Below are 25,583 nucleotides of genomic sequence, written 5' to 3' on the forward strand. Positions count from 1 at the left end.
TAAAACCTCCGTTATTACCTGTACTACCGATTATAGCCGTGCTGCGGGACCTGTGTAAAACTTCAATCTGCTGTTTTGGAATCCGCAACCAATGTAAGTAGATGGGTCTCAGCTCTGGCTCCAAGTCTAAGAGGCACACCAGTTGTGCCATACCCATTACTGGTGAGCACCGTTGCACCATTCTTCATTTTAATACCACCTAATTCATAAGGACCAAACCCGAATACCCTGATCTGCCCCCCATGTGTATGCCCGCTTAAGACGAGGCTAATATTGTACTCTGGCTTGAGACTGTTAACGATGGCGGGGTTATGGCTTACAAGAATCCGGAATCCTTCTTCATCCGCATCACTTATTGCCAGGTCCAGCCTGCTTTTACCAAGACCTAAGTCATCAATGCCTAAAATATGCAATACATCCCCAGTACCCGATTCAAATTTCACTGCTGTGTTGTCTAGTACTTTAACACCCAGGTGGTAAAGCAGTGAGTCTAGTTCATGTGAGTTGAATTCATAATCATTGTTTCCCCAGACGAAGAATACTGGGGCAATCGTTTTTAATTTTTCTATATTGGCAGACACCCTCTCCAAAGGAACGCCTTTTTCCGCGAGATCTCCTCCAATAACCACAAGGTCGGCCTTTCCTTTCACCTCGTTGATTATTGAATCTTGAATAATCCTCTTATGGATATCTGATATAAAAAAGATTTTGACAGACCCAAAGCTCTCCGGAAATTCCTTCAACCGGATTTCCTGATTCAGCACTCTGTCTGTAAAGGCCTGGCGATACATATATAGTAGAAGGAAGCTGCCGATCAGCAGCATTCCGATTATAAAATAAATCAAATCCATTTCTGCCTCCCGCAATACCTTATCTAGCTTTCATTTGTGTCCTCTGGTGAGCTAAAAGACATCATACCATAAAGCAAGCAGAAAACGAAAAAAATTGCTGTCTGCCAAGCCCCTATAGGTGATAGCAGAAAAAATGAGCTTAGACAGGAAATTGCTAAAATAATATCAGGTACTGTGTTTTTATATCCTTTATATGCACTTATGACAGCAACTCCCCCATCCCTGATCAATCCTCCGATTGCATACATGCCGAATACAAGAGCCACAGCTCCGGCAAGGAACTCAAATGGATTTAATATAAACTCACCCAGGAACTCCTCGTAGTGGAACGGAAATATAGCTGAGAGAGAAATGACAAACAGGTAACCGCAAAGCAAACCAATGACCATCCTTAAAACTTTCCAAAGCATACAAAAACCTTTCATACACAATGTATGAAAGGCCCTTGTCTTTATTTCCGTATAGAAAAAATCAAACTTCATGAATATCAAGAATGCGGAATCCTGACTCTTCCAGCTTCTTGACAAATTTGTCAATGTTGTCTTTCTTTTCTATCTTCATGACAATTCTGCGGACAAGCTTGTCTGTCTCATCAAAAGTAACCAACGAGATAATATGTTCATGGAACTGGTGAGCAATATCAGCCAGCCTTGCGATACGGCCTTCCGTTTCTACAGAAGTAAACGCAATCCTGACACCCTCTCTATGTACACCAAAAGCACTCTGGAACTGATCCAGAGCATCAGAGCGGGTTACAGCTCCCTGGAATTTCCCATTCTCATCTATTACCGCCATTAACGGAATATCTTTCAATTTCACCAATGTTGTTTCGAAAACCTCAATACCATGAAGGATTTGATCCTGTAGAGTCAAGATATCCTTCGCATATTTGCTTTGTAGAAATTCATCCTTCTGTCCACCGGTATTAAAGAATTTCTGATAAATTCCATGTCTCGTGACGACGCCTACATATTTGTCACCATCCAATACTGGAACTCCATCAATCTCATTACCATCCAACTTTTCTAACACACTTTGCAATGTCTCATCCTGTTGTACAGTAATGCATTTGTACTTCGGTATCATAATACTTTTAACAAACATTCAATTCACCTCAAATTTAAAGTACTGCCATATATATATATAATTCTACAGATTTTTAAAAATCCCTGCCTGCCAGATAAATTTAACATGAAATGAAATTTTGCTCATAAAATGAAATGAAGTTCATTTAGAGGAGGGCTTAGTTTGTCTACACATAGAAGAGTATGGTATCCGTACGCCAGTCCCTTCGATCCTTGTCCGCCCATTAAGGCAAAAACATACTCTACACCGCCAAATTTATTTCTGGGCTTTCAGCCGCCGAATCTAGAACAGTTCACTCCAATGCAAGCACTAAGAACAGGGACACTGTGGAAGGTTTTTTATGATCCTTGGTATTCGCCATACGAAGCTCCAAGGGAGGATGATCACTCATGAAGCAGTTGCCAAAGGAATTTTATGCTGCCATGGAAGAACTTCAGGCTGTAGATTTTGTTCTTGTAGACCTCACACTGTACTTAGACACCCATCCAGAGGATTATGAAGCCATCAACCAATTCAATCATTTCGCAAAAGAAAGGCGCCGGCTAAAGAAGGTAGTTGAAAGCATGTATGGACCCCTCCAACAATATGGAAATAGCTATTCTGGATATCCATGGAACTGGGATGACGCTCCTTGGCCTTGGCAGATCTAAACTTAATTTAGGAGGGGGTAAGGAAAATGTGGCTTTATGAAAAAAAATTGCAATATCCCGTAAAAGTTAGCACCTGTAACCCCATGCTCGCTAAATTCCTGGTAGAGCAATATGGCGGTGCTGACGGAGAGCTGGCTGCAGCACTTCGATACTTAAACCAGCGTTATACTATTCCTGATAAAGTAATCGGGTTATTGACTGATATTGGTACAGAAGAATTCGCTCACTTGGAAATGATCGCCACAATGATTTACAAATTAACTAAGGACGCAACACCTGAGCAAATGAAGCAGGCTGGACTAGACGCACACTACGCTAACCATGATAGTGCTCTTTTCTATCATAATGCCGCAGGCGTGCCATGGACTGCATCCTATATCGCTGCTAAAGGTGATCCGATTGCAGACCTGTATGAAGATATTGCTGCGGAAGAAAAGGCAAGGGCTACTTATCAATGGATTATCAATATGAGCGATGACCCTGACCTGAATGATGGATTACGATACCTCAGGGAACGCGAAATCATCCACTCCCAACGCTTCCGTGAAGCAGTGGAAATTCTCAAGGATGAACAAGGAAAAAAGCGAGTATTCTAAAATAAATAGAAGCATCCGTTTTGGATGCTTCTATTTATTTTCGTGAAACAAATTAATATCAAACTTTTTCTTCATCATATCAAACACTATATGGCGGTTCTTCCACTCTTCTTCTTTTTTCCATAAATCCTTACTTCGGTCTACTATTTCACAACGAAGCGCCTGGTATTCTTTCTCTGCCTTTTCACGCTTCTCCTTAAACAGGATCATCAACCCATATGTCCCGACAGTCAAGATGAGAAAATATAAATTCGCGGAATTCTGGACATACACCGAAAAAATCTCAGCGAAAGAATAAGAATACGGCTTTAACACCGTAATATAAAGATAGTAGAAATAGATAGATATCAACCCAATCGTCACCCATACTGACATAAGATGGCGGGATTTATACCGGTCAAACTTTTTCTTCCGGTCAATTACATTCTGAAGCATCCTTTTAGTTGCAGGATCCGTACGATCATCCAGGTTCTCGATTTCCTGTTCCATGGCAAGCCCTCCCCTTTTTATAAAACTCTTTTCTCAAACTTCATTGCTATTGACAACAAAACAGGATTGGATAATCTATATTTCTTCACAAACAATTAAAGCTTATTATGAGAAAAGAGCTTGCAAACTTGATACCGAACTACAAATTGGCTTTTTATCAAGTTAAAATCGGCTTTAGGATTTAACAACAATCTTTACGAAAACAGCCTTTTATAATTTTTATGAACTTGTCCATGGAGTTATGATATTGATCCAAAAATAAGACTGTAAACAAGAAAAAACCGGACCACTTCCATAAATATGGACTGAATCCGGCTTTTTCCCTTTGGTCCTCAAGAAAATCTAAAAGACAGCAAATATCAATAAGTCTCTTTTTCACTCTGACTAATTTTTGATAGGTATCTTTAACACTTGTCCTGCCTGAATTTCATTTCCCTGGATGTTGTTAGCTTTTTTTATGATTGGGATGCCTTCCTGGGATTTATAATATGTCATCGCCACTCTGAATAATGTTTCATTCGGTTTGACAGTATGATAAACGATCTTTTCACCGCTTGCGGATTCGGCTTCACCTGTTGGTTTGGTGCCTTCTGTGTCTGCTTGCTCATTCTCAGACTCGGCAGAAGCTGTTAAGTTTCCGCCTTCTTTATCATCACTGTCACCAGAGGCTTCCGCAGTGTTTTTGTCCCCGTTGCTTGATGGAGCAGGCCCGGCTGCCACAACATCGATTTCCTTTGGATCAGCAATTTCTTCATAAGATGGTGCCTCTTGGTCTTCTACTTGGTCCTCACCTTTTCCATCATCCCGACTTTCCACATTGATCATTTCCACTCCGGCACGTTCCAGCGACTTATTCAAAGGCATCTTAGTGCCATCCAAATACGAGATAATGCTAAAAAAAGAAATAGGCAGCAAGATGAAAAACAGAGCCATCAACCTTATGACAGGATATTTTACTTTGACCTTGGTTTTTTTCTGTTTTTGCTTGTGCATCTCACTTCTTGGAGGAAGGGATTCCTTTTTCTCAACAGTATGCTCAGATTTGCGCTCTACTTTCTTTCTCAGCCTCTCCGCCTGGTCCCTTATAGGTTTTTCCTTATTCACTGTCTGTACCCCCAATTGTTGCTTGAGTCCTGAATTTAATGATCAAACCTAAAATAAAATCAATGATAAAATGCATCACAATGGTTACAACTAGATTATTTGTCATCATATAAATATAGCCAATCAAGAAACTCAATAAAATGATATTAGTAAACAAAAACCAATTAAACAGATAGCGGTAATGAACTACTGCGAAAATCAGGCTAGATATGATCAACCCTGTGTTTGTCTGAATGACTCCCCTAAAAAGGATTTCCTCACTGATTGCTACCATCGCCGCAATAAGCATGATTTGAAATACACTTCTATTTCTAAATATTCTTTCGTTCAAACCTCCATCGTCATAGTACGACTTTGGCAGATATTTCATAAGGGTGAAGTCCAAAGCCACGACTGCCAGACCAGCAACTAACCCAATCGATAAAATGTTCCAATCGCCCCAAATAAATAATCCTTTGAATTCAGTCAAGCTATCAAACAATATCATACCTAATATAGTTGAAATCGTTAATAGTAAAATTTGCGTAGCAACTAAGTGGAAAAGCAGTTCTTTTTCAGTAAGCCCTGCCACAGTTTCCCTATATTCATCTTTCATTATATCCGCTCTCTCATCAATAGGATTGCAGCCAATTCCTGCTTCCAGTCCACCGCAGCTGGCGATAGTTCACTGGATGGTTCGGTTTCTTTATAATGGTCCATTTCTATTCCACAGCTGATGCAGCAATTCCGTGGCCGTTCTTGCAATTCTTCGCCGAACATTTCCAAAATAACTTTCCTCTTACATTCCCTGGTATGAATCCAACCAAGCATCTTCTTAATTTTGGTATTTTTAACCTCCAAGCGATTTTCGATCAATTGGAGGAGACTCTGTTTATCCATCTTATAATCCAGCGCTTCAATATTACAGAGGTAATCTTCGACAATCCTCCATTGAATCTCGGTGAAGCCGCATATCACTGATAGGTCTTCGGCGCGGTCGGCAAGATCTTTATAAGCAATTTGGTTATCGATTAAAAATGCAAACAGCCTTTCAATCTGATATTGATCAGGGAGCTCACCTTCAGCGAGCTGATAAGCAAGTTGTTCGTCTCCTGGCGAGTATATCAGGATGGCAATTGAATCGCGGCCATCTCTTGCCGCTCTTCCTATTTCCTGAAGGTAGGACTCTATTTGCATAGGCATGTGAAAATGAATCACATACCGGACATTTTCTTTATTGATTCCCATTCCAAAAGCGCTGGTAGCACATACGACGTCAAGTTGACCATTGATGAATTGCTGCTGTATGAGGACCCGGCTTTCTGAGTCCAGTCCACCATGATATGCCATGGTATTCTTGATTCCTTTTTCTCTCATATGCATTGCAGTTTGCTCAGCGACTTTTTTGCTGGAAAAATAAATAATCCCTGGCCCCTTTAAATATTTCACCAGCTCAACTACCCGGTCCAGCTTATCCTGAAAGGCAGATGCAAACTCCAAAGCTAGTGAAATAGCAGGGCGGTCTACAGAATAGACAACCTCATTCCAATCTCCTAAATGGAGCTTTTCGGCAATATCCTTTCGAACTTCTTTTGACGCCGTGGCTGTTAGCGCAAGCGTCAATGGTTGTCCAAGCTTCTCCCTGAATTCTCCAAGCTTGAGGTAGTCCGGCCTAAAATCGTATCCCCATTGAGAGATACAGTGTGCCTCATCCACAACGAACAGTGATAAAGACAATTTCCTGATCCGATTCAATACAGATTCAATCCCGAGCATTTCTGGAGATATGAAAATAAACCGAAACCTTTCAAGTTCTTCCAGGGCTTTGGCCTTTTGCTGTGGTGACAAAAAGGAATTCAAGGCAATCACTCTCTTTTCACCCATTGCCATCATTTGCTCAACCTGATCCTGCATGAGGGACAGCAGCGGTGAAACAATCAAGACCGGCCCGTCCACTAGATAGCCCGGAAGTTGGTAGCACAGGGACTTTCCCGTTCCAGTTGGCAACATAGAGATCGTATGTCTTACTTTTAAAACGGATTCAATCGTTTCTTCCTGCCCTGGACGGAACTCCTCGAACTTAAAATGCTTTTTTAAATATCTTTTTAACTCCATTCCACATCACCATATTTAGCCAGAACAAGCCTGATTTCAAAATAGGAAGCATCAGCCACTTGTTCTTTGATTTGCTTTAACTTTTTAGCAGAATTCCGCTGTGCTGCCTGTAGAATGCTTTCCCTTTTATTCAGAGGAACATAGTGATCTATATTGAACTCCTTGATAGAGAGAGCAATTTCCACAACATGATCCTCGATAGTGCTTTGTTTTAGATTTCGGACAGCCGCTATCTCTTCCAGGGTGTAACCCTTCTGCATTAATTTATATGTCTTATCTGTCGAAATCGTCAAAGGAACGTTACGCTCTGCCTTCCTGATCAATCCATTAAGTAATGGATAAGCTTCTGAATTCCCCAGGACCTTATCAAACATTGCATGCAAGCAATTCAGGAATTCGAAATGATAGTGAGCTGGTTCCAGTCCAATCCATTCGGCAGCCTGCATAGTCGTCAAACCAATTTTCCTGTAGCCTGTCAACCTTAAAACAACCAGTTCGGGCTTTGTCTTTTCATTGTCCAGTGCACATATAAGCTCACCATACAGCCTTTCTGCCAGCTTATATCGATCTTCATTTTGTTGCTTAATGTATTGTTTTACCCAGGTAAGGGTTTCTCGCTTATTCCTGACAGGTATAAAGGAGCGTTCTTGGTTAATCAGATTTGAACTCACCTGAATAAGCAACGTTAACCTCTCCCAAAAAGTATCAGTCACCTGGTGATATTTCCAGCCATTTAGATAGTCAGGAAGCCTGTATTTAGACAACTCCTGTTCCAGGGTGGCTTCGCCCTTTCCTGTTAACATTACCTTCGTATCTGCTATTTCCTCCACCAGCCCTCTATGCTGCAGCCGGTTAATCATTTTTTCTAGTCCTTCTCGAGTAACTGAGGGATATGTATGAAAGTATGGGGTGATCTTATATAAATGAGCGTCCTGAATCGTCTGGGAGGAACGCTTTCCCTGTAAAAGGTGAAATAACGAATAGATGGTTCTTTCACCATTGATCCGTTTCAATATTGATAAAACAACTGTCTCCAAATACGTTATCCCCATAACATCACCTTTGAATGAAAAATTAAGCAAAGGGCACGATAATATTCGGCGCCCACTATAGCAGAAAAATAATATACCATTATTTTAACATGAAAATATCCAGTGAAATGTTTTATTTTCAACGAAAAAACCATTCAATGCCTTGTGTGATAAGCATTCTCAATACTTTTTTTATTGAAATGTTGGCGATACAGTTTTACAATAGGTATGAGGAATACGTTTTCACTATTTTAGTGAAAACAGCATATTATTGTTAAACACTTGGGAGGAATTATATCATGGCTAAGTACACAATTGTTGACAAAGAAACTTGTATTGCATGCGGAGCTTGCGGTGCTGCTGCTCCAGATATCTACGATTACGACGATGAAGGCATCGCATTCGTAACACTTGATGAAAATGAAGGTATCGTTGAGATTCCTGATGTATTAATTGACGACATGATGGACGCTTTCGAAGGCTGCCCAACTGACTCAATCAAAGTTGCAGATGAGCCATTTAACGGAGATGCTACAAAGTTCGAATAAAGAAATACATAATTCCCGCTTATAAGCGGGAATTTTTTTTATAGAGCTGTTTGCTTTTTATCTGCTACGAACTATAACATTTGCGTAGATAGCTCAGGTTTTACTCAATATCTTTTTTAGCCAACTATAAATTAAAAAGCAACGGTGCAGGCCGTTGCTTTTGTATAATATCTCATATGAGTTTATGCACTTTTGAATGTTTGCTGTCTCTCAATCCATGTTTTCATCCTTGTGAACATCAGCATGAAAATGACAGACATCAGTATGCCTTTAACGAAATTGAATGGTAGAATCCCTGCAACAATCATAGCCCTTGCTTCCGGTCCAGACATTGCTGGCATGTTCAAGAACAATGTGTAGGCAGGAAGGAAAACGTAGTAATTAAGGATACTCATCAGGATAGCCATACTTGCTGTCCCAGCCACTAAGGCAAACGTCATTCCTCTATTGGATTTCATCCGTTGATAAATATAGTAAGTTGGCAGAATGAATAAAACTCCTGCAACAAAGTTGGCAGCATGGCCTACTGGTACACCAGTATCACTGCCTGTCATGAAATAATCAAGCGTATTCTTCAAGAATTCTACTAAAATACCAGCTACCGGACCAAAAATCAACGCAGCAATCAATGCAGGAAGATCGCTGAAATCGACCATTAAAAATTTCGGGAACGGCGGCAGCGGAAAATTCAGCAGCATCAATACATAAGAGATACTGCTCAGCATACCAATTGATACCATTGCTTTAACACTAAATTTTTTCATTTTTCCTCTCTCCTTATAGAGATCCATCTCACATAAAGAAGAAAGATTCAGCATCACATACCCGTAACAAATAAAACCCCCAAGTTCTGAGCTTGAGGGAGTTTTGTGAAAGGCATGCTTAATAAACGTTCAAAACCTGCATTTTTTGAACGTCTGCAGAACCTCCATCTTCTCCCATCCAGACTATACTGTCGGCTTTGGAATCGCACCAAATCCTGCCCTTACAGGCTCGCGGGCTTAGAGAAAAAATCTCATTACCGCCGATCGGGAATTTCACCCTGCCCCGAAGATAGACCATATTTAATTTAACAAGTTCATTATACTGAAAAAAAGATAATTTGTGAAGGTGTATGCTTGTGACGATTTTTTGACGCCGCTTTAATAAAACACATTCTGTTTCTGATGCTTGTTGATTTTTTTAAAAAACTTCTGCTAAATTCGGAATAAAAGAATATATTTAGTATTAATCCATGGATTTTGATTGCGCTTTCATTCTATTTATGAACAATTATACGGTTTGACAAAAGAATATTCGTCTTGTAAAATAATCAGAAAATTACCACTTTAATAAAAGGAGTGAGAATGGATGTTCCAGGTTCTAGCGGCAGATTCAATAAAGGAAGAAGGCTTACAGCCATTATTAGAACAGGATGGTATCCAGGTACATATCGGGAGTGTTGACTCTGGCAGTGTTGATATACAAAAAGTCGATGCTCTTATCGTCAGGAGCGCAACGAAAGTCACCGCAGAACTGCTGGATAGAATGCCATCGTTAAAGATCGTCGGCCGGGCTGGAGTCGGAGTCGATAATATCGATATTGCCGAAGCGACAAAAAGAGGAATTATCATCGTCAATGCCCCAGATGGAAATACCATTTCAACCGCAGAACATACCTTTGCGATGATGTCCGCACTAATGAGAAATATCCCCCAGGCACACTCCTCTGTTAAAAAGGGAGAATGGAAAAGAAACCAATATATCGGCAATGAGCTCTACGGAAAAACATTAGGAATTATTGGTTTGGGAAGGATTGGTTCAGAGCTCGCAAAAAGGGCCAGGGCTTTTGGGATGTCAGTTAAGGTGTACGACCCGTTCCTGACGATGGAGCGAGCTGAAGTTTTAGGCGTCCAATTATCTTCTTTTGACGAGGTTCTCGCTGAAACGGACATCATCTCGGTCCACACACCTTTGACGAAAGAAACGAAAGGACTTCTTAATGAAAAGACATTGAGTCAAACTAAAAAAGGAGTTTACCTCCTCAATTGTGCGAGAGGCGGAATAATTGATGAAATCGCTCTTGCGCATTACATTGAAAAGGGCCATGTCGCCGGTGCTGCACTTGATGTATTCGAAATTGAACCCCCAGGTGACCACCCTTTATTGAAACTTGATTCTGTCATCACTACCCCACACCTAGGAGCCTCAACTAAAGAAGCGCAATTGAATGTTGCCACCCAGGTCGCCAGAGAAATCAGTACTTATTTTGAAAATAAACCTGTTGCCAACTCAATCAATCTCCCAGCGATGTCTAAAGAAATCTATGAGAAAATACAGCCTTATCACCAGCTTGCGAAAGAAATGGGCAAGATTGTCTCAGAATGCCACAACAAAGGAATCAGTGAGCTTACCGCCACCTATTCAGGTACCGCTGCGGAACTGGAAACCTCCTTTTTAACAAAGGCACTGCTGGCAGGTTTTTTCGAAAACCGCATTGATGTGAAAGTAAATGAAGTGAATGCAATCCATATTGCAAAAGAACGCGGTATCATGGTTGGGGAAAAAGTGACTGGAAATTCATTTGGTTACGCAAATACCATTACAGTAAAAGCCAGCGGTGACGGAGAAGCTTTTACAGCAAGAGGAACTTACATCGAGCATTACGGACCAAGAATTGTCAGCCTGGACGGCTTTAACATTGATTTCCACCCATCAGGGAACCTTCTGTATATCCAGCATATGGACCGTCCCGGTGTGATCGGACATGTAGGAAAGGTCCTGGGTGACCACGGAGTGAACATCGCGACAATGCAGGTCGGCAGAAAAGAGGCTGGCGGCGAGGCCATCATGGTTCTCTCTTTTGACAAACCGCTTGAAGATGAAATGATCGACAAGCTGAAATCACTGCAGGACATCGTCACGATTAACAGTATTATACTCTAAACAAACAGGCCTCCTTATGGTGAGGCCTGTTATTTTTTAACCCAAAGGATATGATTTTCGTTCCCCTTTGGAGAAGGTGATAATTTCTTCATACCCAACTTGCCTGGCAAGTGTCAGAGCCTGATCAAAATCAGCACCAACATGTTCAGGTACATGGGCATCCGATGACAACACAATTGGTATTTGCTTATCAAAGCACATCTGCAATAGCCTTTCATCAGGATATAAATTCTGAGTAGGCTTCCTCAAGCCTGCAGTACTTATTTCCACACAGGTCTTGGATTGCGCCAACGCCGTTGTCGCCCTATCATACTGTTCCAATAGGAAACTTTCATCCTCAGGGACATATTTAAAAATCTTTACAAGATCGATATGCCCGATTATATCAAACAAATTTGACTGCGCCAGTGTTACTACCTGGTCAAAATAACTTCGATAAACTTCATAAACATCTCTTCTGTCCCATTCTTTTCGATACTCGGCAAGATCAATGCCAAAATCATCAATCCAATGGATCGAACCAATTACATAATCAAAGTCATAGCTTTTGATGAACTGTTCCATTTCCTTATGCTTGCCAGGAGTGTAGTCCATCTCGATTGACATTTTAACATCAATTTCGTTTCTCCAGGCTTCCTGAAAAAGGTGGACGTAATCTGCCATATCATAGAATCTTCGTTCATCCACCCAGCTGTTGCGTAAAATATCTGCAGTCTGATAAAAATGATATGCATGCTCAGAAATCCCGAAATGCTGGATTCCCTTTTGATTGGCTGTATCAGTAAACTGTTTCAAATAATCAAGCGTCAATGTGCCTCTTTCCAAATGGTTGTGGTAATCCGTCAGCATAGTCCCCATCCCCTTTGTGACCGTTTTACCTATTATACTTTCAGATAATAACCGGTACAAGGCTAGATTATCGGGTTATTAATATTTGCTGAGGGCGTATCGTGTCAGACGTAAGATTGTTCAAGGCTTTTAATTTTTCAATAGATGTGTTTGTCTTTCTTGCGATTGAATGCAGTGTATCCCCTGATGCAACGACATAACTCTTATCATCTGATTGCTCGATTACTAATATATCACCATGAGAGATATGGCTATTATTTATGTTATTCTTTTGCTTAATCGCTTCTACCGATGTGTTATATTGTCGTGCTATTGCCCAGAGAGTTTCTCCTTTTTGGACGGTATGCTTTACCTGTTTTTCTTTTGACGGAGGGACGGCAGCCACTGTATCCTGTGCATTTATTTTCACACTTTCATTCTCACCTTGATTATTAATGGAGGTATCATCGGTCAGACGCAGCTTCGCGATTGTTGCCAGCGACACTTCATTACTTTTTTGCTCCATAGCTGCTACAGGTTGTCCTACAGCTGCTTCTCCCAAAGCCAATACAGGGTCTACGGCATTTTCCTTTCCATATGTCCATTTTTCTTCATGGATTTCAAAATGAAGATGAACACCAGAAGAATCGCCGGTGTTTCCCATCAGGCCGATAATATCTCCTTGCTGAACGACCTGTCCTTCCTTAACATTCCTTTTGTTCAAATGGGCGTATACAGTTTCCAGATTGTTATCATGCTTAATGAACACAACATGTCCATATGATCCCGAATAATATGACTTTGTTACAATTCCTTTATCAACACTATGTATAGGTGTTTTGAATTTACCTGCAATGTCAATTCCCTTGTGGTGGCCATGGCGTGTTCCATATAAATCCGTAACGACCCCTTCAGCTGGCCAAACCCAATCTAAAGTCAATTCCTTTATATCGAGCATTTCTGCCTGAGAGTGCTTTCCGCCAAGAAATAGCAAACTGATACAGAGTGCCATTAACCCGGCAATGAGTAAACGCTTTATATAATCCTGCATTTTCTTCCTCCTTAACTTTTTGCTCCCTTTTCATCCCTATGACAGCCTGTACAAAAATAGAACTGTTTGGTCGAAAAAGCAGCAGCTAAAAAAGCACATTCGTTATAATTGGTGGGAAACTGCTTTTTTATGCAAAAGAAGGAAAATTAGTTTATTCAGCCGGGGTTGGAGACCATTTCCAATCCATAAAAAAAAGAAAGACCGGGTGGCCTTTCTTTTAGTTAATGGTCTTTTTGTTAGGTGCGAGTGGCAGCGAGAGGACTTCGTTTAGATTGAACGGTCCAATTTGATCGATGTTCGCGTTTGTGAATCGGACACCTGTATAATCAAACTCGCTGGCGGTCATTAGGATTGCCTCTAAATTCGGCAGGAAATTTTCGTCAAGGATTGTATTCTCTTCTAATGTAATCTCTAATACATCGTCTTCAGTTTTCTTGGTTTGTGCCAGTTTGAATCCATCAGGTAGCGAAGGTGAAAGGTATCCTGTTTCATCCACCTTCCACATTTGCGCAAAAGCAGCACCGATTGTTTTATGCTGTTCTTTTGTCGGTACAAGGTATGGATTAGGCATTCCTTCAACTGTCAAGAACAAGTATGCTCTTCTGCTTTTTGCTTCTGCGTTGATTGGGAGCTCCTTCATTGGGCCATAGTTGCTTAATTCAACCCCTGGTTTGCCCTCAGTTGTCAACACCATTTTTTCTATTCCAACACCAGAAAAATTTTGTGTCATCGAGTCAACAAAAATGACGTTTGATGTAGCTCCCTGACTATAAGGGTTGTTTGGTTTAACATCCATTGTCAATGTCTTCTTCGCTTCGTCGTAACTCCATGTAGCATCCATTGGATAGTACTCGGATAAACCCCATTCCTTTTCCATTAGCTTCGGCATCGTTCCCGTATAGCTGTCAATCCAGGACTTTCCTTCTTCCTTTGGTGCTGTTACCGTAACCGGAACGATTCCCATAGCCTGGTCGTCAGGAATTGCATAAGTGAAGATTTCTGTAGTCTCAATGTCTACCTCTTCTGGATATAAAGAAATCAGGCCGTCATAAGGATTTGCTTTATCCATTGCTGCGAATTCTTTTGCTTTTTCTTCTTCACCTTCTGCTGCATCCATCATGAGAGTGCTCTCCTCCCGGCTCGCACTTTCATTGGCCGTATCATCCCTGACAGCTGTATCCATTTCCATGGATGATTTTTCTCCATCTGCAGAACTGCTGTCCATGCTTTGTTGCTCAGAATAGTTGCTTCCCATCAATCCTGGCGAAAGGATGAAGGCAAGGAAGAGCACGGCTGCCAGAGCTGCACCTGGAATGACCCAAGTCGGCATTTTCTTTCTTTTTTCAACACGATGGGCGATATTCTGATAAATGTCACGAGAGTCGCGATGATCTTTTACCTTAGGCATTTGGCCGAGGATTTCTTCTAGCTGCTTATCGCTTAGCTGTGACTTTTTCACTAGTCATCCCTTCCTTTTCAATCATTTCTTCCATCAGCTTTTTCAATGTCTTCAGAGCACGGTGCTGAGTCGTCTTTACCTTACTTTCCGTCCATGATAAAGCTTCTGCTGTTTCACTGATAGTTAACTCATGTATATAGCGCATGATGATGACCATTCGCTGGTCAACCGTGCATTGGTCAAGGCACTTGTACATCATTTGAATCTCTTCACTTTGAAGTGCCACTTCTTCAGGAAGGGGCTGATCATCCCTTACCTGGCGTGCAGACATATCAAATGATTCAAGCAATCGCTGCTTCCAGCCCTTCTGTTTGCGAAAATGATCAATCGCAACATTTTTGGCAATCGAAAACAGCCATGTCTTTTCACTGCTCTTTCCTTCAAACCGGTCGTATGCCTTCAAAACGCGAATGTATACTTCCTGTACAAGGTCTTCAGCCAGCTCCCTGCTTTTAACCATATAAAATAAAAATTGAAAAACGTCATGATGATATTTTTGATACAATTCATCAAAAACGGAGTTCATAGCTCTATTCGCCTCCGTATTCATAAGATTAGTCGTAAAGTATTAATAAAAGTTTCATATTAACTATATTATTTTTAGAATGGAAATGGAAGGAATTTTCGAGGACAAAATATTTGTTCATGTTACGTAAAATAAAAATAAATTTCTAAAATTAGGGAGTATATGGAGTAAATATGCCTGGTGGAGGGATACCAACGGACACACTTTCCCTGATTCCCTTTGTGTTTGTCCGATAGAGGAATTTTAACGGACACTTTTCCCATGATTCTCTTTGCGTTTGTCCGATAGAGGCATTCTAACGGACACTTTTCCCATGATTCTCTTTACGTTTGTCCGATAAAGGCGTTCTAACGGACACTTTTCCCCTGTTTCTCTTTGCGTTTGTCCGATAGAGGCATTCTAAAAGACACTTTTCCCCTGTTTCTCTCTGTGTTTGTCCGATAGAGGCATTCTAACGGACACTTTTCCCCTGTTTCTCTCTGTGTTTGTCCGATAGAGGCGTTCTAACGGACACTTTTTCCCTGATTCCCTTTGCGTTTGTCCGATAGAGGCATTCTAACGGATACTTTTCCCCTGTTTCTCTCTGCGTTTGTCCGATAGAGGCATTCTAACGGACACTTTTCCCCTGTTTCTCTCTGTGTTTGTCCGATAGAGGCGTTCTAACGGACACTTTTCCCCTGTTTCTCTCTGCGTTTGTCCGAAAGAGGCGTATTGATCACATTCATAGTAGTAATGAATGGCAGCGTAGTCTTCCCCTAAGTCACTTTATGATCCTATACTTACCAAAACACAAACAAGTCCATCCCAAAAATGAGATGGACTTATTAATTGTTCCTCGTGAATCAAGAATAGTCGGCAAGTTATTCAATATTTCGAGGGATGAAAAAGGAAAATGTCGTTCCTTGTCCGAGTTTGCTTTTTACCGAAATATTCCCTCGATGTGCGTCGATTATATTCTTGGCAATTGCTAGTCCAAGGCCGGTGCCAGATACACCGCGGGTCCTGGATTTATCACCTTTATAAAACCTCTCAAACAGGAATGGCAAGTCTTCCTCAGGGATACCAGGCCCCTGGTCGCTCACCTCAAAATAGAGTCCTTTTTCATCGGTTCTTCCGCTAATGACTACTGATGCCGAATCCGGGACATGCCTTATTGCATTATCGATCAGGTTGGTAAGAACCTGTTCGATACGGTCCGGATCAAAACGGAAATCTCGCTCTTCTGAATCGAACTGGACTGATAACTCAATCCCCTTTTCCTTCGCCAAACCATGGAATTTACGGATAATCCGATTTACATATGGATTAATTTCGACGGATTCAACGTTCAGAAGAATATGACCTGCTTCCATACGGGCCAAGTCAAGAAGTTCATTAACAAGGCGGCCCATTCTTAGTGATTCATCGTAAATGACTTTAGCCATTTCCTTCTTTTCTTCATCCGTCTGTGCGATGTCGTCGACAATCGCTTCACTATACCCTTGCATCATCGAAATTGGCGTCCTTAATTCATGTGAAACATTGGCGATGAAATCTTCCCTCATTTTGTCGAGCTTTCGTTCCTCAGTCATATCGCGGACTACAGCAACAGCCCCCCGGATAAATCTTTTATTATACAGCGGGCTGACAATGATTACCCAGGTTCTTCCCTGGGCAGTTATTTCACCAACCTGCTCTTTCTCCGTATTGACTGCAAGCTGGAACAGCTCCATGACTTCAGAAGGGACGGCATCTGTATTCTCGGAAGCAAGACCCTGCTCATAATACCAATACCTCAGGAATACTTCAGCAGGCGGATTCGTAATCAGGATTGTACCATCACGGTTGAATGTGATGACTCCATCTGCCATGCTGCTAAGGATGCTTGTCAACTGTTCTTTTTCCTGACTCAATGCATTCATGTTGAATTTCAACTGTCTGCCCATCTGATTGAACGCAGTTGCTAATTCCCCAATTTCATCATGAGTGAGGATTGGTACCTTTGTGTCAAACTTGCCTCTTGCGACTTCAAAGGCTGCCTCCCTCATTTTCCGCAATGGAGCAGTGATCCTGGTGGACAGGAAGAAAGCAAAGATTGTCGTAAGGACTATTGCCACGCCTGCTGCAAGCAAGATGAACTTGGTCGTCAGCCTGGTCGTCTCTTCCATCACTTCAAGCGACTGATAAATGAATACGGCCCCATTCCCTTGCTCAAACTGGTCAAGCGGAACACCGATCATTAAATATTGAGTATCATCAACCTCATTTGAAATGCCAGGCAGGGAAGTGATGATATCGACAGTTTTGTCCTTCTTGAAGACCGCAGATAGGTCCTGATCGTTCATGAAAAATGAAATCGGTACATGTGTTGCGGCTTCTCCGCCTGGTGAATAAAAATAAGTATCCTTATCTTTAATGACAGTCACTCTAGAGTCATCATCAACCATTTCCCATGCAATCTCAAGGCCTAACTGTTCCTCCTGGCCAGGATGATCTTCCAGTACCCTGGCTATTTTTTCTGCAGTATTGGTCATTCCTTTTCTGGTTTCATTAATGTGATAGTTTTCAAAGAATTCCATCAGCATCACTGTCAGGATGAATAACACAAATGAAACCAGCAAAAGGATGGTAATCCAAAGTTTACCTACTACACTGCGCCAAAACATCATTCATTGACTACCTCGAACTTGTAGCCAACCCCCCAGACTGTTACGATCATTTTCGCAGCCTGTTCAGATACTTTGTTCAGCTTCTCGCGCAATCTCTTAACATGCGTATCGACCGTTCGTAAATCACCGAAAAATTCATAATGCCAAACTTCTTTCAATAATTGTTCACGATCAAAAACTTTATCTGGAGCTTTCGCAAGGAAGTATAGCAGTTCATATTCCTTAGGAGTCAGGCTGACTTCTTTGCCATCTGCCAAAACCCTATGGGCATCATTATCAATGGTTAAATGAGGGAAAACAATCACATCTTTAGCAGTCGTCTCTGTCTGCAAGTAGCTTGTGCTCGATGAACGGCGCAGCATTGCTTTCACTCTCAGGACAACTTCACGAGGGCTGAACGGTTTGACGATATAATCATCAGTACCAACCTCGAAGCCTTGTACCCTGTTCACTTCCTCGCCTTTTGCGGTTAGCATGATAACAGGTGTTGACTTCTTTTCACGGAGGTCACGGCAAACCTCGATTCCATCTTTCCCAGGCATCATTAAATCAAGAAGGATTACGTCATAGTCGTTGGCAAGCGATTTTGCCAGCGCTTCATTTCCATCTTCTGCTTCATCAATTATATAGTTCTCTCTTTCAAGATACATCTTTAATAATCGTCTAATTCTTTCTTCATCATCCACTACTAAAATCTTCACGTCTTTTTCCATAAGGTATATCCCTCCCTGCGATTATTTTACATAAACACGAGTCTACTTGCCATGATTTTTTAAAAAAGGCCTTCACTTAAGGCAGTGAAGGCAGTCATAAAATTGACACAATTTTAGGAACCTGCATAAGAATGCAGACCTGCAATAACAAGGTTAACTGCTACCAGGTTGAACATGATAATGATAAAACCAATGACCGCGAGCCATGCAGACTTTTCTCCATGCCACCCTTTTGAAAGGCGTAAATGAAGGAAAGCGGCATAGAATAGCCAAGTGATCAATGCCCAAACTTCCTTAGGATCCCAGCCCCAGAAACGAGTCCAGGCAATCTGGGCCCAAATCATCGCAAAAATTAATCCGCCAAGCGTGAATACCGGGAAACCGATTAATACGGAACGATAGCCTATTTCATCAACAAGATCCATATTGATATTTTTCGTCCACGGTTGTAATGCAGCAGCAACGCGCTTGCGAAGGATAGCTCTTAATAATACATATAATACTATACCCGCTGCGAGCGACCAAATAACAGTATTCAATTTCTTTGCACTGATGATTGCAGGTGTCTCGAACAATGGTTCAAAACGATCCTTGTCTGTCAACTCAAACTGATGGGGTCCAACAAGAGCTGGAATTGTATATTCTTCAGTAGCTGGCTGGCCATCCTTGTTGATATAGTTAAAATTCGCTGAATAATCTGTTGCAGCGAAGAAACTGGAAACGAATACGAAGCCAAGCGTGCTGATCAAGCCAAACAAGACAACTTCAAGCCATAATGTACTTTTGGTTTTCTTCGTCTGATCAACACTTCTAACGAGATAAATCAGACCAGCAGCAAAACTGATCGCCAGGATTGCTTGTCCGATCGCTGTCGTCGTGACGTGAATATGGAGCCAGTAACTTTGAAGTGCCGGAATCAATGGTGTTACTTCCCTTGGGAACATGCTTCCATAGGCAATGATCAAAGCAGCCACAGGCAATGTGAACAGTCCCAGCAATGGAGTTTTATACATAAAATAAATGACGATAAATGCCCCAACCAATGACATGCCGAAGAATGTCGTGAATTCGAACAGGTTGCTGACCGGCGCGTGTCCGGAAGCAATCCATCTTAAAATAAAAAATGTCAACTGCGAAAGGAAACCCGCAATCGTTACAACAAGTCCAATTTTCGCCCATTTGTTAGGGGTATTTTTTTTGTCAGCATGCCTTTTATCCTTAATAGCTCCCCCGAAAAACAAAATACCGACTAGATAGAGGATAAATGCTGCAAACAGAAAGTTAGAACTCAACTCAACCATTATATTCCCTCCTTACTCCTTCTTTTCTTCTGCCACCTGGTCTTCTGGAGCAGCTATTCCTGAATCGGAAAAGACTTCTTCAAGCTCCCTTTTTAAACCATGCCAGTTTTTGTTTGTATGAGCGGCAGTCCACACTTGATTATTTAATCTTCTTAACCATACACGTCGATGGTTCCAATATGCCCCCTGGATAACACCTATCATAAAGATTAATCCACCAAGGCCAATGATCCACAGTGTAAGATCCTTTCTGACAGTCAGAGCCGTTACATTCTTCGTTTCGATCCCGTTGAATGTCATCTTGTAATCATTTTCACCTAATGGCTCGAGGTTCTGCCTGATGGCCACAAAACTGACTTCCCCTTCAGGCTTTTCAGGGCTGAACATCTTGAATATGAACGCAGGATTATTCGGTATGCGTGACTTTGTCGCAGGCTCCCCATCTTCATTGAACTCAAAATCCGGGAAATAACTCATCACTTCGACTTTGTACCCATTTCCTAGATCGTATTTCATATCAGGGTCGTATAAGTCTACAGTAACATCACCAAACTGATCCCCAGTTTCCTTATTTTCTAGTTTAAAAGCCATCTTGCTCATTTCATCAAGCTTATAGTCTACCTGGTACAAGGCAAAGCCATCAATTTTCAGAGGTTTGTTTACCTGGATTGCCTGTTCACGTATTTTCTCGAGCTCAGGCTTTTCTCCCGGGACAATTTCTCCCTGTCTCTGATATAAAGTAGCATCGGTCTGATAGTTTTTAACTACCGTCCCAGCCTTGTTAATTGCATCCTGGAAGACTTCCTCATCTTTATCTTTATCATATACTTCAAAGATAAATTGTTTGTTTTCAAGATAATAGCGGCCTTCTGTGCCAGGAATCGCTTTTGTTTCGCCTTCCCTTAGCCACAGGATTTCGTCTACGTACATCCCAGGTACGAACCTGAGCATGCCGCCAATCAAAAAAATGATCAGTCCCAGATGGTTCACATATGGGCCCCATCGTGAAAAACGATTTTTCTCCGCAAGAATATCACCATTTTCCTCACGCAGCTTATACCGTTTTTTCGTCAGGTTTTCTTTGATCTTTCCTACTGCTTCATCTGTTAGTACAGCATCTGAAGTGCTGAACATTCTCTGCCGCTTCAAAAAGCTTTCATGTCTTGATACTCGCTGGTTTTTCAGGGATCTGTATAATGGAACCACCCTGTCGAGACTTGCGATAACAAGTGATATGCCTAGCGCAGCAATCAAAAGCAGGTACCACCAGGAACTGTATAGATTATGGAAACCAAGATCATAATAAAGCTTTCCTAACCAACCGTATTGCTCTTCATAGTATTCCCATGCGGGCATGACTGGCGGAATATACATTTCCTGTGGAAAAATCGTTCCTAAAGAGGATGCAACCAAGAGGATGACGATCAGCCACACCCCTACTTTAACCGACGAAAAGAAATTCCAGATTTTATCGATAATAGTCTTATTATAGGTTTGGGAACGGCGCGCGCTACCTTCATAGCGCATATCAACTAGCTGTTTATCTTTCTCTTTTTCCTCCAGCACTCTCCCGCAAGATTCACAAAGGATCGTTCCCTGCGGATTTACATGGCCGCACTCACATTTTACTTCGTTCATAGTAAAAACTCCCTGTTCCCCTTACTTTTTAAGGTTTTATCTGTTCCATGAATTCGCGGACAGTTTTTTCATCTAATTCCCCGGTATGACTCTTTACAACAATCCCTTCTTTGTCAATCAAAAAAGTGATTGGCAGTGGGTTAATACCGTATGCGGCCTGGACTGGTCCCTCGTCAATCATGACCGGAAAAGTCATCCCTTTTCTCTCAATAAACCTATTTACAGCAAGTTCTGATTCACCGGAGTCAATTGCCAGGACCTGGACACCCTGATCCTTGAACTGCTGGTACTGATTTTCAATATAAGGCATCTCTCGCTCGCATGGCTTGCACCATGTTGCCCAAAAATTAAGGAAAACTCCTTGCCCTTTATACTCAGAAAGCCTGTGTTTATTGCCTTCCATATCAACAAGGACAAAATCAGGAGCAGGTTTTCCAATCACAATCTTCTGGTTTTTATCCTTATTCATGTTAGCATACAAAGTATAGCCAACAGCCAGGGCCATAACCGCGAGAATAATAGTTCTAGTGATTAGACGTTTCTTTTTCATCCCCTAAACCTCCCACCGTATTTCTCCCTCATTATAACATTTCAACTACACACGTGTTAGTAAACCTAAGACTTTTTCATCGCCAGAACACGAAGCTGCTTAACTTCATGATGTGTAAGCTCCCTGATTTCCCCAGTCCTTAAGCCATTCAGAGTCAGGAATCCGTATTTTTCCCTTTTCAGTTTCAATACAGGGTGCCCGATCGCTTCGAACATTCTTCTAACCTGTCTATTCCGGCCCTCATGGATCGTAATTTCGACAATTGCGGTATCCTTCTTTTTATCAACACTCAGCAATTTGGTTCTAGCAGGTGCAGTTTTGCCGTCTTCTAGCATGACGCCTCGAGCCAGGCTAGTCAGCTTTTCCTTTGAAGGGATTCCTTTTACCTTTGCCACATACACCTTATCAATTTCATTGCTTGGATGCATGAGCAAGTTGGCGAATTCTCCATCGTTCGTCAATAAAAGCAGACCCGATGTATCATAATCCAGCCGCCCAACTGGATATATCCTTTGTTCGATCGTTTGGAAAAAGTCGGTAACAACTTTCCGTCCTTTATCATCCTGTACACTTGAAATAACACCGCGGGGTTTGTAGAACAAGAAGTAAACTGGTTCTTCCCCTTCGATTTGGACTCCATCGACTTCAACTCTGTCAGATGATGTCACCTTGCGGCCAAGTTCTTTGACAACACTGCCATTCACCTTGACCCTTCCTTCGAGGATCATTTCCTCGGCTTTTCTTCTCGATGCTATTCCTGCATGAGCAATAACTTTTTGCAGTCTTTCCATAAGGTCACTCCTAATTAATATCAATTAACTATGGTTAATGTTAATATCTAATCCATCCCTATGAATTATGACATAACTCTCGCTGTTTTCAAAGTAAGCAATGGTGTAAAATGTGAAAAATAAATAGGGAAAGTTAATTGTTCTTTAACAAAAGTTCGTTTTGTATACCTGTTGCAATATTATTTTATACTAATATTAGTTCAGTTTGTGATACCTATGTCGATAGGCTGTTAAGAGTATTTCCAAAAGTTTGTGATAATTAGGCTCAGCTAAACGAGGCTGTTGATTTCCGTATCTTGCGCCTTGAATGTCACTTCTCTTAGCTGAACAGCAGGACCCCAAAAAAACAAAGAAGATACCTACAGGAGGTATCTTCAGCTTAATAGGAATTCATTTCAATGATTATCACACTTCGACGATAGCGAGAACTGATCAGAACATAAAAGTAACGACGATGATAGCTGTTATGATTGCGACTGCGTCTGCAAGTAGTCCGACTTTTAGTGCGTCTCCCATTTTTTTAATGCCGACGGCGCCGAAATATACGGTAAGGACATAGAACGTCGTGTCGGTGCTTCCTTGGAGGGTGGCAGCGAGTGTTCCAATAAAAGAGTCTGGACCATGTACCCCAATTAGGTCGCTCGTAATTCCAAGCGCCGCTGTCCCTGAAATTGGCCTGATCAGAGCAAGGGGTACAATTTCGGCAGGGATCCCTACCATCTCAAGTCCTGGCCTGATCCAATTCACCATAACATCAAGTGCGCCTGACGCTCGAAAAACCGCAATTGCCACCATCATCCCTACAAGAAATGGCATGATCGAAACGGCCATTTTGATACCTTCCTTACCGCCTTCAACAAAACTTTCATATGTGGGTACTTTTTTATAGGTTCCATAAATCAGAATAAAGGCAATCATGACAGGGATGAACCATAGTGATATGGCAGATACAATTTCCATTTGGATTTACCCCTTTTTGCTTCTTCTGTAATAAAAGAAACGGTCAATTAATATCGCTGCAACAGCAGAGACAGCAGTCGCTACAAGAGTCGGTCCAACAATATCTGTTGGATTGGCTGAATCATAATTCATCCTTATCGCGATAACCGTCGTTGGAATGAGGGTGATGCTCGCTGTATTGATCGCAAGGAAAGTAATCATCGATCGGCTCGCTTCGTTCTTCCCATCATTCAACTCTTTCAGTTCTTCCATTGCTTTGATTCCAAGAGGTGTAGCGGCGTTCCCAAGGCCGAACATGTTGGCAATCATGTTTGACAGTATGTAACCCATCGCCGGATGATTGGAAGGTACTTCAGGAAACAACTTTGAAATCAACGGTTTAAATAAAGTGGAAAGCTTTGATAGCAAACCAGAATCCTCAGCTATTCTCATCATGCCAAGCCAGAACACTAGAATGCTAATAAGGCCGATACTGAGAGTGATGGCATCCTTGGCACCGCTAAAAACTGCTTCGTTCACCTCAGCCATTGTGCCATTCACCATAGCAAAGCCGAGGCCAATTAAGATCATAACCACCCAGATATAATTAACCATGATTCTTGATCCCTGCTATTGATGTGAATATATTCTTGAAAAGATCGAAGAAGGACTTCTTCTCCTTTGCTTCCACTTTGTAATAAACAGGCAAACTTGCAATCTGCTTATCATCCAAGTAGACATTTGCCCGACCTGCAATCGAACTTCGCATATCCTCCTCGTTTGGTGCAGCCTTTTTCAATCTATATTCTACTTTGATCATGTCTTCTTCTTCTGAAGTTAGCGGGTAAACAAATGAATGGTCCAGGTAAACTTTATTCTTATAATGCGAATCCTTTATCCCTTTCACTTTACCTTTGGAAAGAATCTCTGCGACATCATAATTTGAAAATGCTGTTTCAAACATCTGGATATGGTCATTCCAATCATCAGGTGCATTAAGTGTAACTGCGATCAATTCAAAATCGTCCCTTTTAGCTGTGGAGACTAAAGTTCTCTTCGCCCGCTTTGTATAACCGGTTTTTCCACCAGTACTATACTTATATTTCTCTGTCAGGAGCCTGTTTTTATTTTTCCATACCCTGTCCCATGTTTCTGTTGGATTAGGAGCCCTGTGTATTTTTGTTCCGGAAATTTCCTTGTAAATCTCATTTTCCATTGCATAGCGTGTCAGAATAGCCATGTCATACGCTGTGGACACGTGGTCTTCGTGGTCATCCAACCCGTGCGGATTTGCAAAATGAGTATTTTCCATGCCGATTTGCTGAGCTTTTTCGTTCATTAAGTAAGCAAATCCATCCAGACTGCCGCCCACATGTTCCGCGATCGCGACAGCAGCATCATTACCCGACCTCAGCATTAATCCATACACCAAATCTTCAAGCCTGATCATTTCTCCAGGCTTCAAGTAAATTGAAGATCCTTCAGCACGGACTGCATTCTCACTCACTTTCACCTTTTCATCCAATTTGCCAGATTCTATCGCAAGGATGGCCGTCATGATTTTCGTGATACTGGCAATCCTGCTTACTCTGTGAGCATCTTTTTCAAATAACACCCTGCCAGATTCCTGTTCTATCAAAACAGCGCTTCTGGCACTTACCGAAACAGAAGCCTGTGCTGTTTGAGGAATGCAGTATATCAACATAGTGGCGATTAACATTAATTTCATCCAATTCCTTTTCATTGACAGACCCTCGTCTCCTTT

At 41.6% G+C, this 25,583-nt stretch carries 27 protein-coding genes and 1 riboswitch; of the genes, 5 read left to right on the forward strand and 22 right to left on the reverse strand.

Annotation, left to right across the window (positions count from 1 at the left end; genetic code table 11):
- Positions 1-62: 62 nt before the first annotated feature.
- From CD004_RS14600 to CD004_RS14610, 3 genes are all read right to left on the reverse strand, one after another.
- Positions 63-851 carry a metallophosphoesterase gene (locus CD004_RS14600; protein WP_102263434.1) on the reverse strand — a complete coding sequence of 263 codons (789 nt, stop codon included), beginning with the start codon at positions 849-851 and terminating at the stop codon, positions 63-65.
- 23 nt (positions 852-874) lie between these two features.
- A complete protein-coding gene (locus CD004_RS14605) occupies positions 875-1,261 on the reverse strand; it encodes a hypothetical protein (RefSeq protein ID WP_158651565.1) in 387 nt (128 codons plus the stop codon).
- A gap of 61 nt (positions 1,262-1,322) precedes the next feature.
- Entirely contained in the window at positions 1,323-1,955 is a 633-nt protein-coding gene (locus CD004_RS14610) for a CBS domain-containing protein (RefSeq protein WP_102263436.1), read from the reverse strand.
- 144 nt (positions 1,956-2,099) lie between these two features.
- Here CD004_RS14610 and CD004_RS14615 point away from each other — a divergent pair, with 144 nt between their 5' ends.
- From CD004_RS14615 to CD004_RS14625, 3 genes are read left to right on the forward strand one after another with little or no spacing between them, the layout of a single operon-like run.
- Positions 2,100-2,330, forward strand: a complete 231-nt coding sequence (locus CD004_RS14615; protein WP_023627506.1) for a spore coat associated protein CotJA — start codon at positions 2,100-2,102, stop codon at positions 2,328-2,330.
- On the forward strand, positions 2,327-2,587 hold the full coding sequence (locus tag CD004_RS14620) for a spore coat protein CotJB (RefSeq protein WP_102263437.1): 261 nt from the start codon (positions 2,327-2,329) through the stop codon (positions 2,585-2,587). Before CD004_RS14615 ends, CD004_RS14620 begins: the two co-directional genes overlap by 4 nt.
- A gap of 26 nt (positions 2,588-2,613) precedes the next feature.
- Positions 2,614-3,183 (forward strand): manganese catalase family protein, encoded by a 570-nt coding sequence (locus tag CD004_RS14625; protein WP_041965695.1) that lies wholly within the window; start codon positions 2,614-2,616, stop codon positions 3,181-3,183.
- A gap of 30 nt (positions 3,184-3,213) precedes the next feature.
- Here the strand turns inward: CD004_RS14625 and CD004_RS14630 are convergent, their stop codons facing one another.
- The 5 genes from CD004_RS14630 to CD004_RS14650 all read right to left on the reverse strand — a co-directional run bounded on the left by CD004_RS14630 (position 3,214) and on the right by CD004_RS14650 (position 7,907).
- On the reverse strand, positions 3,214-3,672 hold the full coding sequence (locus CD004_RS14630; protein WP_102263438.1) for a YpbF family protein: 459 nt from the start codon (positions 3,670-3,672) through the stop codon (positions 3,214-3,216).
- Positions 3,673-4,056: 384 nt separating this feature from the next.
- Positions 4,057-4,776, reverse strand: coding sequence for a LysM peptidoglycan-binding domain-containing protein (locus CD004_RS14635; RefSeq protein WP_102263439.1), 720 nt, complete (start codon positions 4,774-4,776; stop codon positions 4,057-4,059).
- A complete protein-coding gene (locus CD004_RS14640) occupies positions 4,769-5,371 on the reverse strand; it encodes a CPBP family intramembrane glutamic endopeptidase (RefSeq protein WP_102263440.1) in 603 nt (200 codons plus the stop codon). The genes CD004_RS14635 and CD004_RS14640 overlap by 8 nt, the downstream gene beginning before the upstream one ends.
- Positions 5,371-6,870: a RecQ family ATP-dependent DNA helicase gene (locus CD004_RS14645; RefSeq protein WP_102263441.1), complete on the reverse strand. Its 1,500-nt coding sequence runs from the start codon at positions 6,868-6,870 to the stop codon at positions 5,371-5,373. The genes CD004_RS14640 and CD004_RS14645 overlap by 1 nt, the downstream gene beginning before the upstream one ends.
- Entirely contained in the window at positions 6,861-7,907 is a 1,047-nt protein-coding gene (locus CD004_RS14650; RefSeq protein WP_233434874.1) for a YpbB family protein, read from the reverse strand. Before CD004_RS14650 ends, CD004_RS14645 begins: the two co-directional genes overlap by 10 nt.
- 293 nt (positions 7,908-8,200) lie before the next feature.
- On the opposite strand from CD004_RS14650, the gene CD004_RS14655 reads away from it, so the two are divergent.
- Positions 8,201-8,449, forward strand: coding sequence for a ferredoxin (locus tag CD004_RS14655; protein WP_023627496.1), 249 nt, complete (start codon positions 8,201-8,203; stop codon positions 8,447-8,449).
- A 182-nt stretch (positions 8,450-8,631) separates the two neighbouring features.
- Here the strand turns inward: CD004_RS14655 and CD004_RS14660 are convergent, their stop codons facing one another.
- Positions 8,632-9,213, reverse strand: a complete 582-nt coding sequence (locus CD004_RS14660) for an ECF transporter S component (protein WP_102263443.1) — start codon at positions 9,211-9,213, stop codon at positions 8,632-8,634.
- 162 nt (positions 9,214-9,375) lie between these two features.
- Positions 9,376-9,508, reverse strand: a riboswitch (FMN riboswitch).
- A gap of 291 nt (positions 9,509-9,799) precedes the next feature.
- Between CD004_RS14660 and serA the strand changes: the two genes are divergently transcribed.
- Positions 9,800-11,374, forward strand: a complete 1,575-nt coding sequence (gene serA, locus CD004_RS14665) for a phosphoglycerate dehydrogenase (RefSeq protein ID WP_102263444.1) — start codon at positions 9,800-9,802, stop codon at positions 11,372-11,374.
- A gap of 36 nt (positions 11,375-11,410) precedes the next feature.
- Here serA and CD004_RS14670 read toward each other — a convergent pair whose 3' ends face one another.
- From CD004_RS14670 to CD004_RS14730, 13 genes are all read right to left on the reverse strand, one after another.
- Positions 11,411-12,223 carry a histidinol-phosphatase gene (locus CD004_RS14670; protein ID WP_102263445.1) on the reverse strand — a complete coding sequence of 271 codons (813 nt, stop codon included), beginning with the start codon at positions 12,221-12,223 and terminating at the stop codon, positions 11,411-11,413.
- Between the two features lie 67 nt (positions 12,224-12,290).
- Positions 12,291-13,253, reverse strand: a complete 963-nt coding sequence (locus tag CD004_RS14675) for a M23 family metallopeptidase (RefSeq protein WP_102263446.1) — start codon at positions 13,251-13,253, stop codon at positions 12,291-12,293.
- Between the two features lie 217 nt (positions 13,254-13,470).
- On the reverse strand, positions 13,471-14,712 hold the full coding sequence (locus CD004_RS14680) for a hypothetical protein (protein ID WP_102263447.1): 1,242 nt from the start codon (positions 14,710-14,712) through the stop codon (positions 13,471-13,473).
- On the reverse strand, positions 14,687-15,238 hold the full coding sequence (gene sigX, locus CD004_RS14685; RefSeq protein WP_102263448.1) for an RNA polymerase sigma factor SigX: 552 nt from the start codon (positions 15,236-15,238) through the stop codon (positions 14,687-14,689). Before sigX ends, CD004_RS14680 begins: the two co-directional genes overlap by 26 nt.
- 860 nt (positions 15,239-16,098) lie before the next feature.
- Positions 16,099-17,886 carry an ATP-binding protein gene (locus tag CD004_RS14690; protein WP_102263449.1) on the reverse strand — a complete coding sequence of 596 codons (1,788 nt, stop codon included), beginning with the start codon at positions 17,884-17,886 and terminating at the stop codon, positions 16,099-16,101.
- Positions 17,883-18,599, reverse strand: coding sequence for a response regulator transcription factor (locus tag CD004_RS14695; RefSeq protein WP_041965633.1), 717 nt, complete (start codon positions 18,597-18,599; stop codon positions 17,883-17,885). Before CD004_RS14695 ends, CD004_RS14690 begins: the two co-directional genes overlap by 4 nt.
- A 113-nt stretch (positions 18,600-18,712) precedes the next feature.
- Positions 18,713-19,900, reverse strand: coding sequence for a c-type cytochrome biogenesis protein CcsB (ccsB, locus tag CD004_RS14700; protein WP_102263450.1), 1,188 nt, complete (start codon positions 19,898-19,900; stop codon positions 18,713-18,715).
- A gap of 12 nt (positions 19,901-19,912) precedes the next feature.
- Positions 19,913-21,538 (reverse strand): cytochrome c biogenesis protein ResB, encoded by a 1,626-nt coding sequence (resB, locus tag CD004_RS14705; protein WP_102263451.1) that lies wholly within the window; start codon positions 21,536-21,538, stop codon positions 19,913-19,915.
- A gap of 28 nt (positions 21,539-21,566) precedes the next feature.
- Positions 21,567-22,088, reverse strand: a complete 522-nt coding sequence (gene resA, locus CD004_RS14710) for a thiol-disulfide oxidoreductase ResA (protein ID WP_102263452.1) — start codon at positions 22,086-22,088, stop codon at positions 21,567-21,569.
- 65 nt (positions 22,089-22,153) lie between these two features.
- On the reverse strand, positions 22,154-22,879 hold the full coding sequence (gene rluB / locus CD004_RS14715) for a 23S rRNA pseudouridine(2605) synthase RluB (protein WP_102263453.1): 726 nt from the start codon (positions 22,877-22,879) through the stop codon (positions 22,154-22,156).
- Between the two features lie 432 nt (positions 22,880-23,311).
- Entirely contained in the window at positions 23,312-23,839 is a 528-nt protein-coding gene (locus tag CD004_RS14720; RefSeq protein WP_102263454.1) for a spore maturation protein, read from the reverse strand.
- 6 nt (positions 23,840-23,845) lie between these two features.
- Positions 23,846-24,433, reverse strand: coding sequence for a nucleoside recognition domain-containing protein (locus CD004_RS14725; protein WP_102263455.1), 588 nt, complete (start codon positions 24,431-24,433; stop codon positions 23,846-23,848).
- Entirely contained in the window at positions 24,426-25,562 is a 1,137-nt protein-coding gene (locus CD004_RS14730; protein WP_102263456.1) for a D-alanyl-D-alanine carboxypeptidase family protein, read from the reverse strand. The genes CD004_RS14725 and CD004_RS14730 overlap by 8 nt, the downstream gene beginning before the upstream one ends.
- Between the last annotated feature and the right edge of the window lie 21 nt (positions 25,563-25,583).

Origin of the sequence: Mesobacillus jeotgali (assembly GCF_002874535.1) — a bacterium.
GTDB classification, from domain to species: domain Bacteria; phylum Bacillota; class Bacilli; order Bacillales; family Cytobacillaceae; genus Mesobacillus; species Mesobacillus jeotgali.

Coding starts and splice junctions, on each gene's coding strand:
- CD004_RS14600 (WP_102263434.1), bottom strand. CDS start 851: ATGGATTTGATTTATTTTATAATCGGAATGCTGCTGATCGGCAGCTTC.
- CD004_RS14605 (WP_158651565.1), bottom strand. CDS start 1,261: ATGCTTTGGAAAGTTTTAAGGATGGTCATTGGTTTGCTTTGCGGTTAC.
- CD004_RS14610 (WP_102263436.1), bottom strand. CDS start 1,955: ATGTTTGTTAAAAGTATTATGATACCGAAGTACAAATGCATTACTGTA.
- CD004_RS14620 (WP_102263437.1), top strand. CDS start 2,327: ATGAAGCAGTTGCCAAAGGAATTTTATGCTGCCATGGAAGAACTTCAG.
- CD004_RS14625 (WP_041965695.1), top strand. CDS start 2,614: ATGTGGCTTTATGAAAAAAAATTGCAATATCCCGTAAAAGTTAGCACC.
- CD004_RS14630 (WP_102263438.1), bottom strand. CDS start 3,672: ATGGAACAGGAAATCGAGAACCTGGATGATCGTACGGATCCTGCAACT.
- CD004_RS14640 (WP_102263440.1), bottom strand. CDS start 5,371: ATGAAAGATGAATATAGGGAAACTGTGGCAGGGCTTACTGAAAAAGAA.
- CD004_RS14645 (WP_102263441.1), bottom strand. CDS start 6,870: ATGGAGTTAAAAAGATATTTAAAAAAGCATTTTAAGTTCGAGGAGTTC.
- CD004_RS14655 (WP_023627496.1), top strand. CDS start 8,201: ATGGCTAAGTACACAATTGTTGACAAAGAAACTTGTATTGCATGCGGA.
- CD004_RS14660 (WP_102263443.1), bottom strand. CDS start 9,213: ATGAAAAAATTTAGTGTTAAAGCAATGGTATCAATTGGTATGCTGAGC.
- serA (WP_102263444.1), top strand. CDS start 9,800: ATGTTCCAGGTTCTAGCGGCAGATTCAATAAAGGAAGAAGGCTTACAG.
- CD004_RS14670 (WP_102263445.1), bottom strand. CDS start 12,223: ATGCTGACGGATTACCACAACCATTTGGAAAGAGGCACATTGACGCTT.
- CD004_RS14675 (WP_102263446.1), bottom strand. CDS start 13,253: ATGCAGGATTATATAAAGCGTTTACTCATTGCCGGGTTAATGGCACTC.
- sigX (WP_102263448.1), bottom strand. CDS start 15,238: ATGAACTCCGTTTTTGATGAATTGTATCAAAAATATCATCATGACGTT.
- CD004_RS14690 (WP_102263449.1), bottom strand. CDS start 17,886: ATGATGTTTTGGCGCAGTGTAGTAGGTAAACTTTGGATTACCATCCTT.
- CD004_RS14695 (WP_041965633.1), bottom strand. CDS start 18,599: ATGGAAAAAGACGTGAAGATTTTAGTAGTGGATGATGAAGAAAGAATT.
- ccsB (WP_102263450.1), bottom strand. CDS start 19,900: ATGGTTGAGTTGAGTTCTAACTTTCTGTTTGCAGCATTTATCCTCTAT.
- resB (WP_102263451.1), bottom strand. CDS start 21,538: ATGAACGAAGTAAAATGTGAGTGCGGCCATGTAAATCCGCAGGGAACG.
- resA (WP_102263452.1), bottom strand. CDS start 22,088: ATGAAAAAGAAACGTCTAATCACTAGAACTATTATTCTCGCGGTTATG.
- rluB (WP_102263453.1), bottom strand. CDS start 22,879: ATGGAAAGACTGCAAAAAGTTATTGCTCATGCAGGAATAGCATCGAGA.
- CD004_RS14720 (WP_102263454.1), bottom strand. CDS start 23,839: ATGGAAATTGTATCTGCCATATCACTATGGTTCATCCCTGTCATGATT.
- CD004_RS14725 (WP_102263455.1), bottom strand. CDS start 24,433: ATGGTTAATTATATCTGGGTGGTTATGATCTTAATTGGCCTCGGCTTT.
- CD004_RS14730 (WP_102263456.1), bottom strand. CDS start 25,562: ATGAAAAGGAATTGGATGAAATTAATGTTAATCGCCACTATGTTGATA.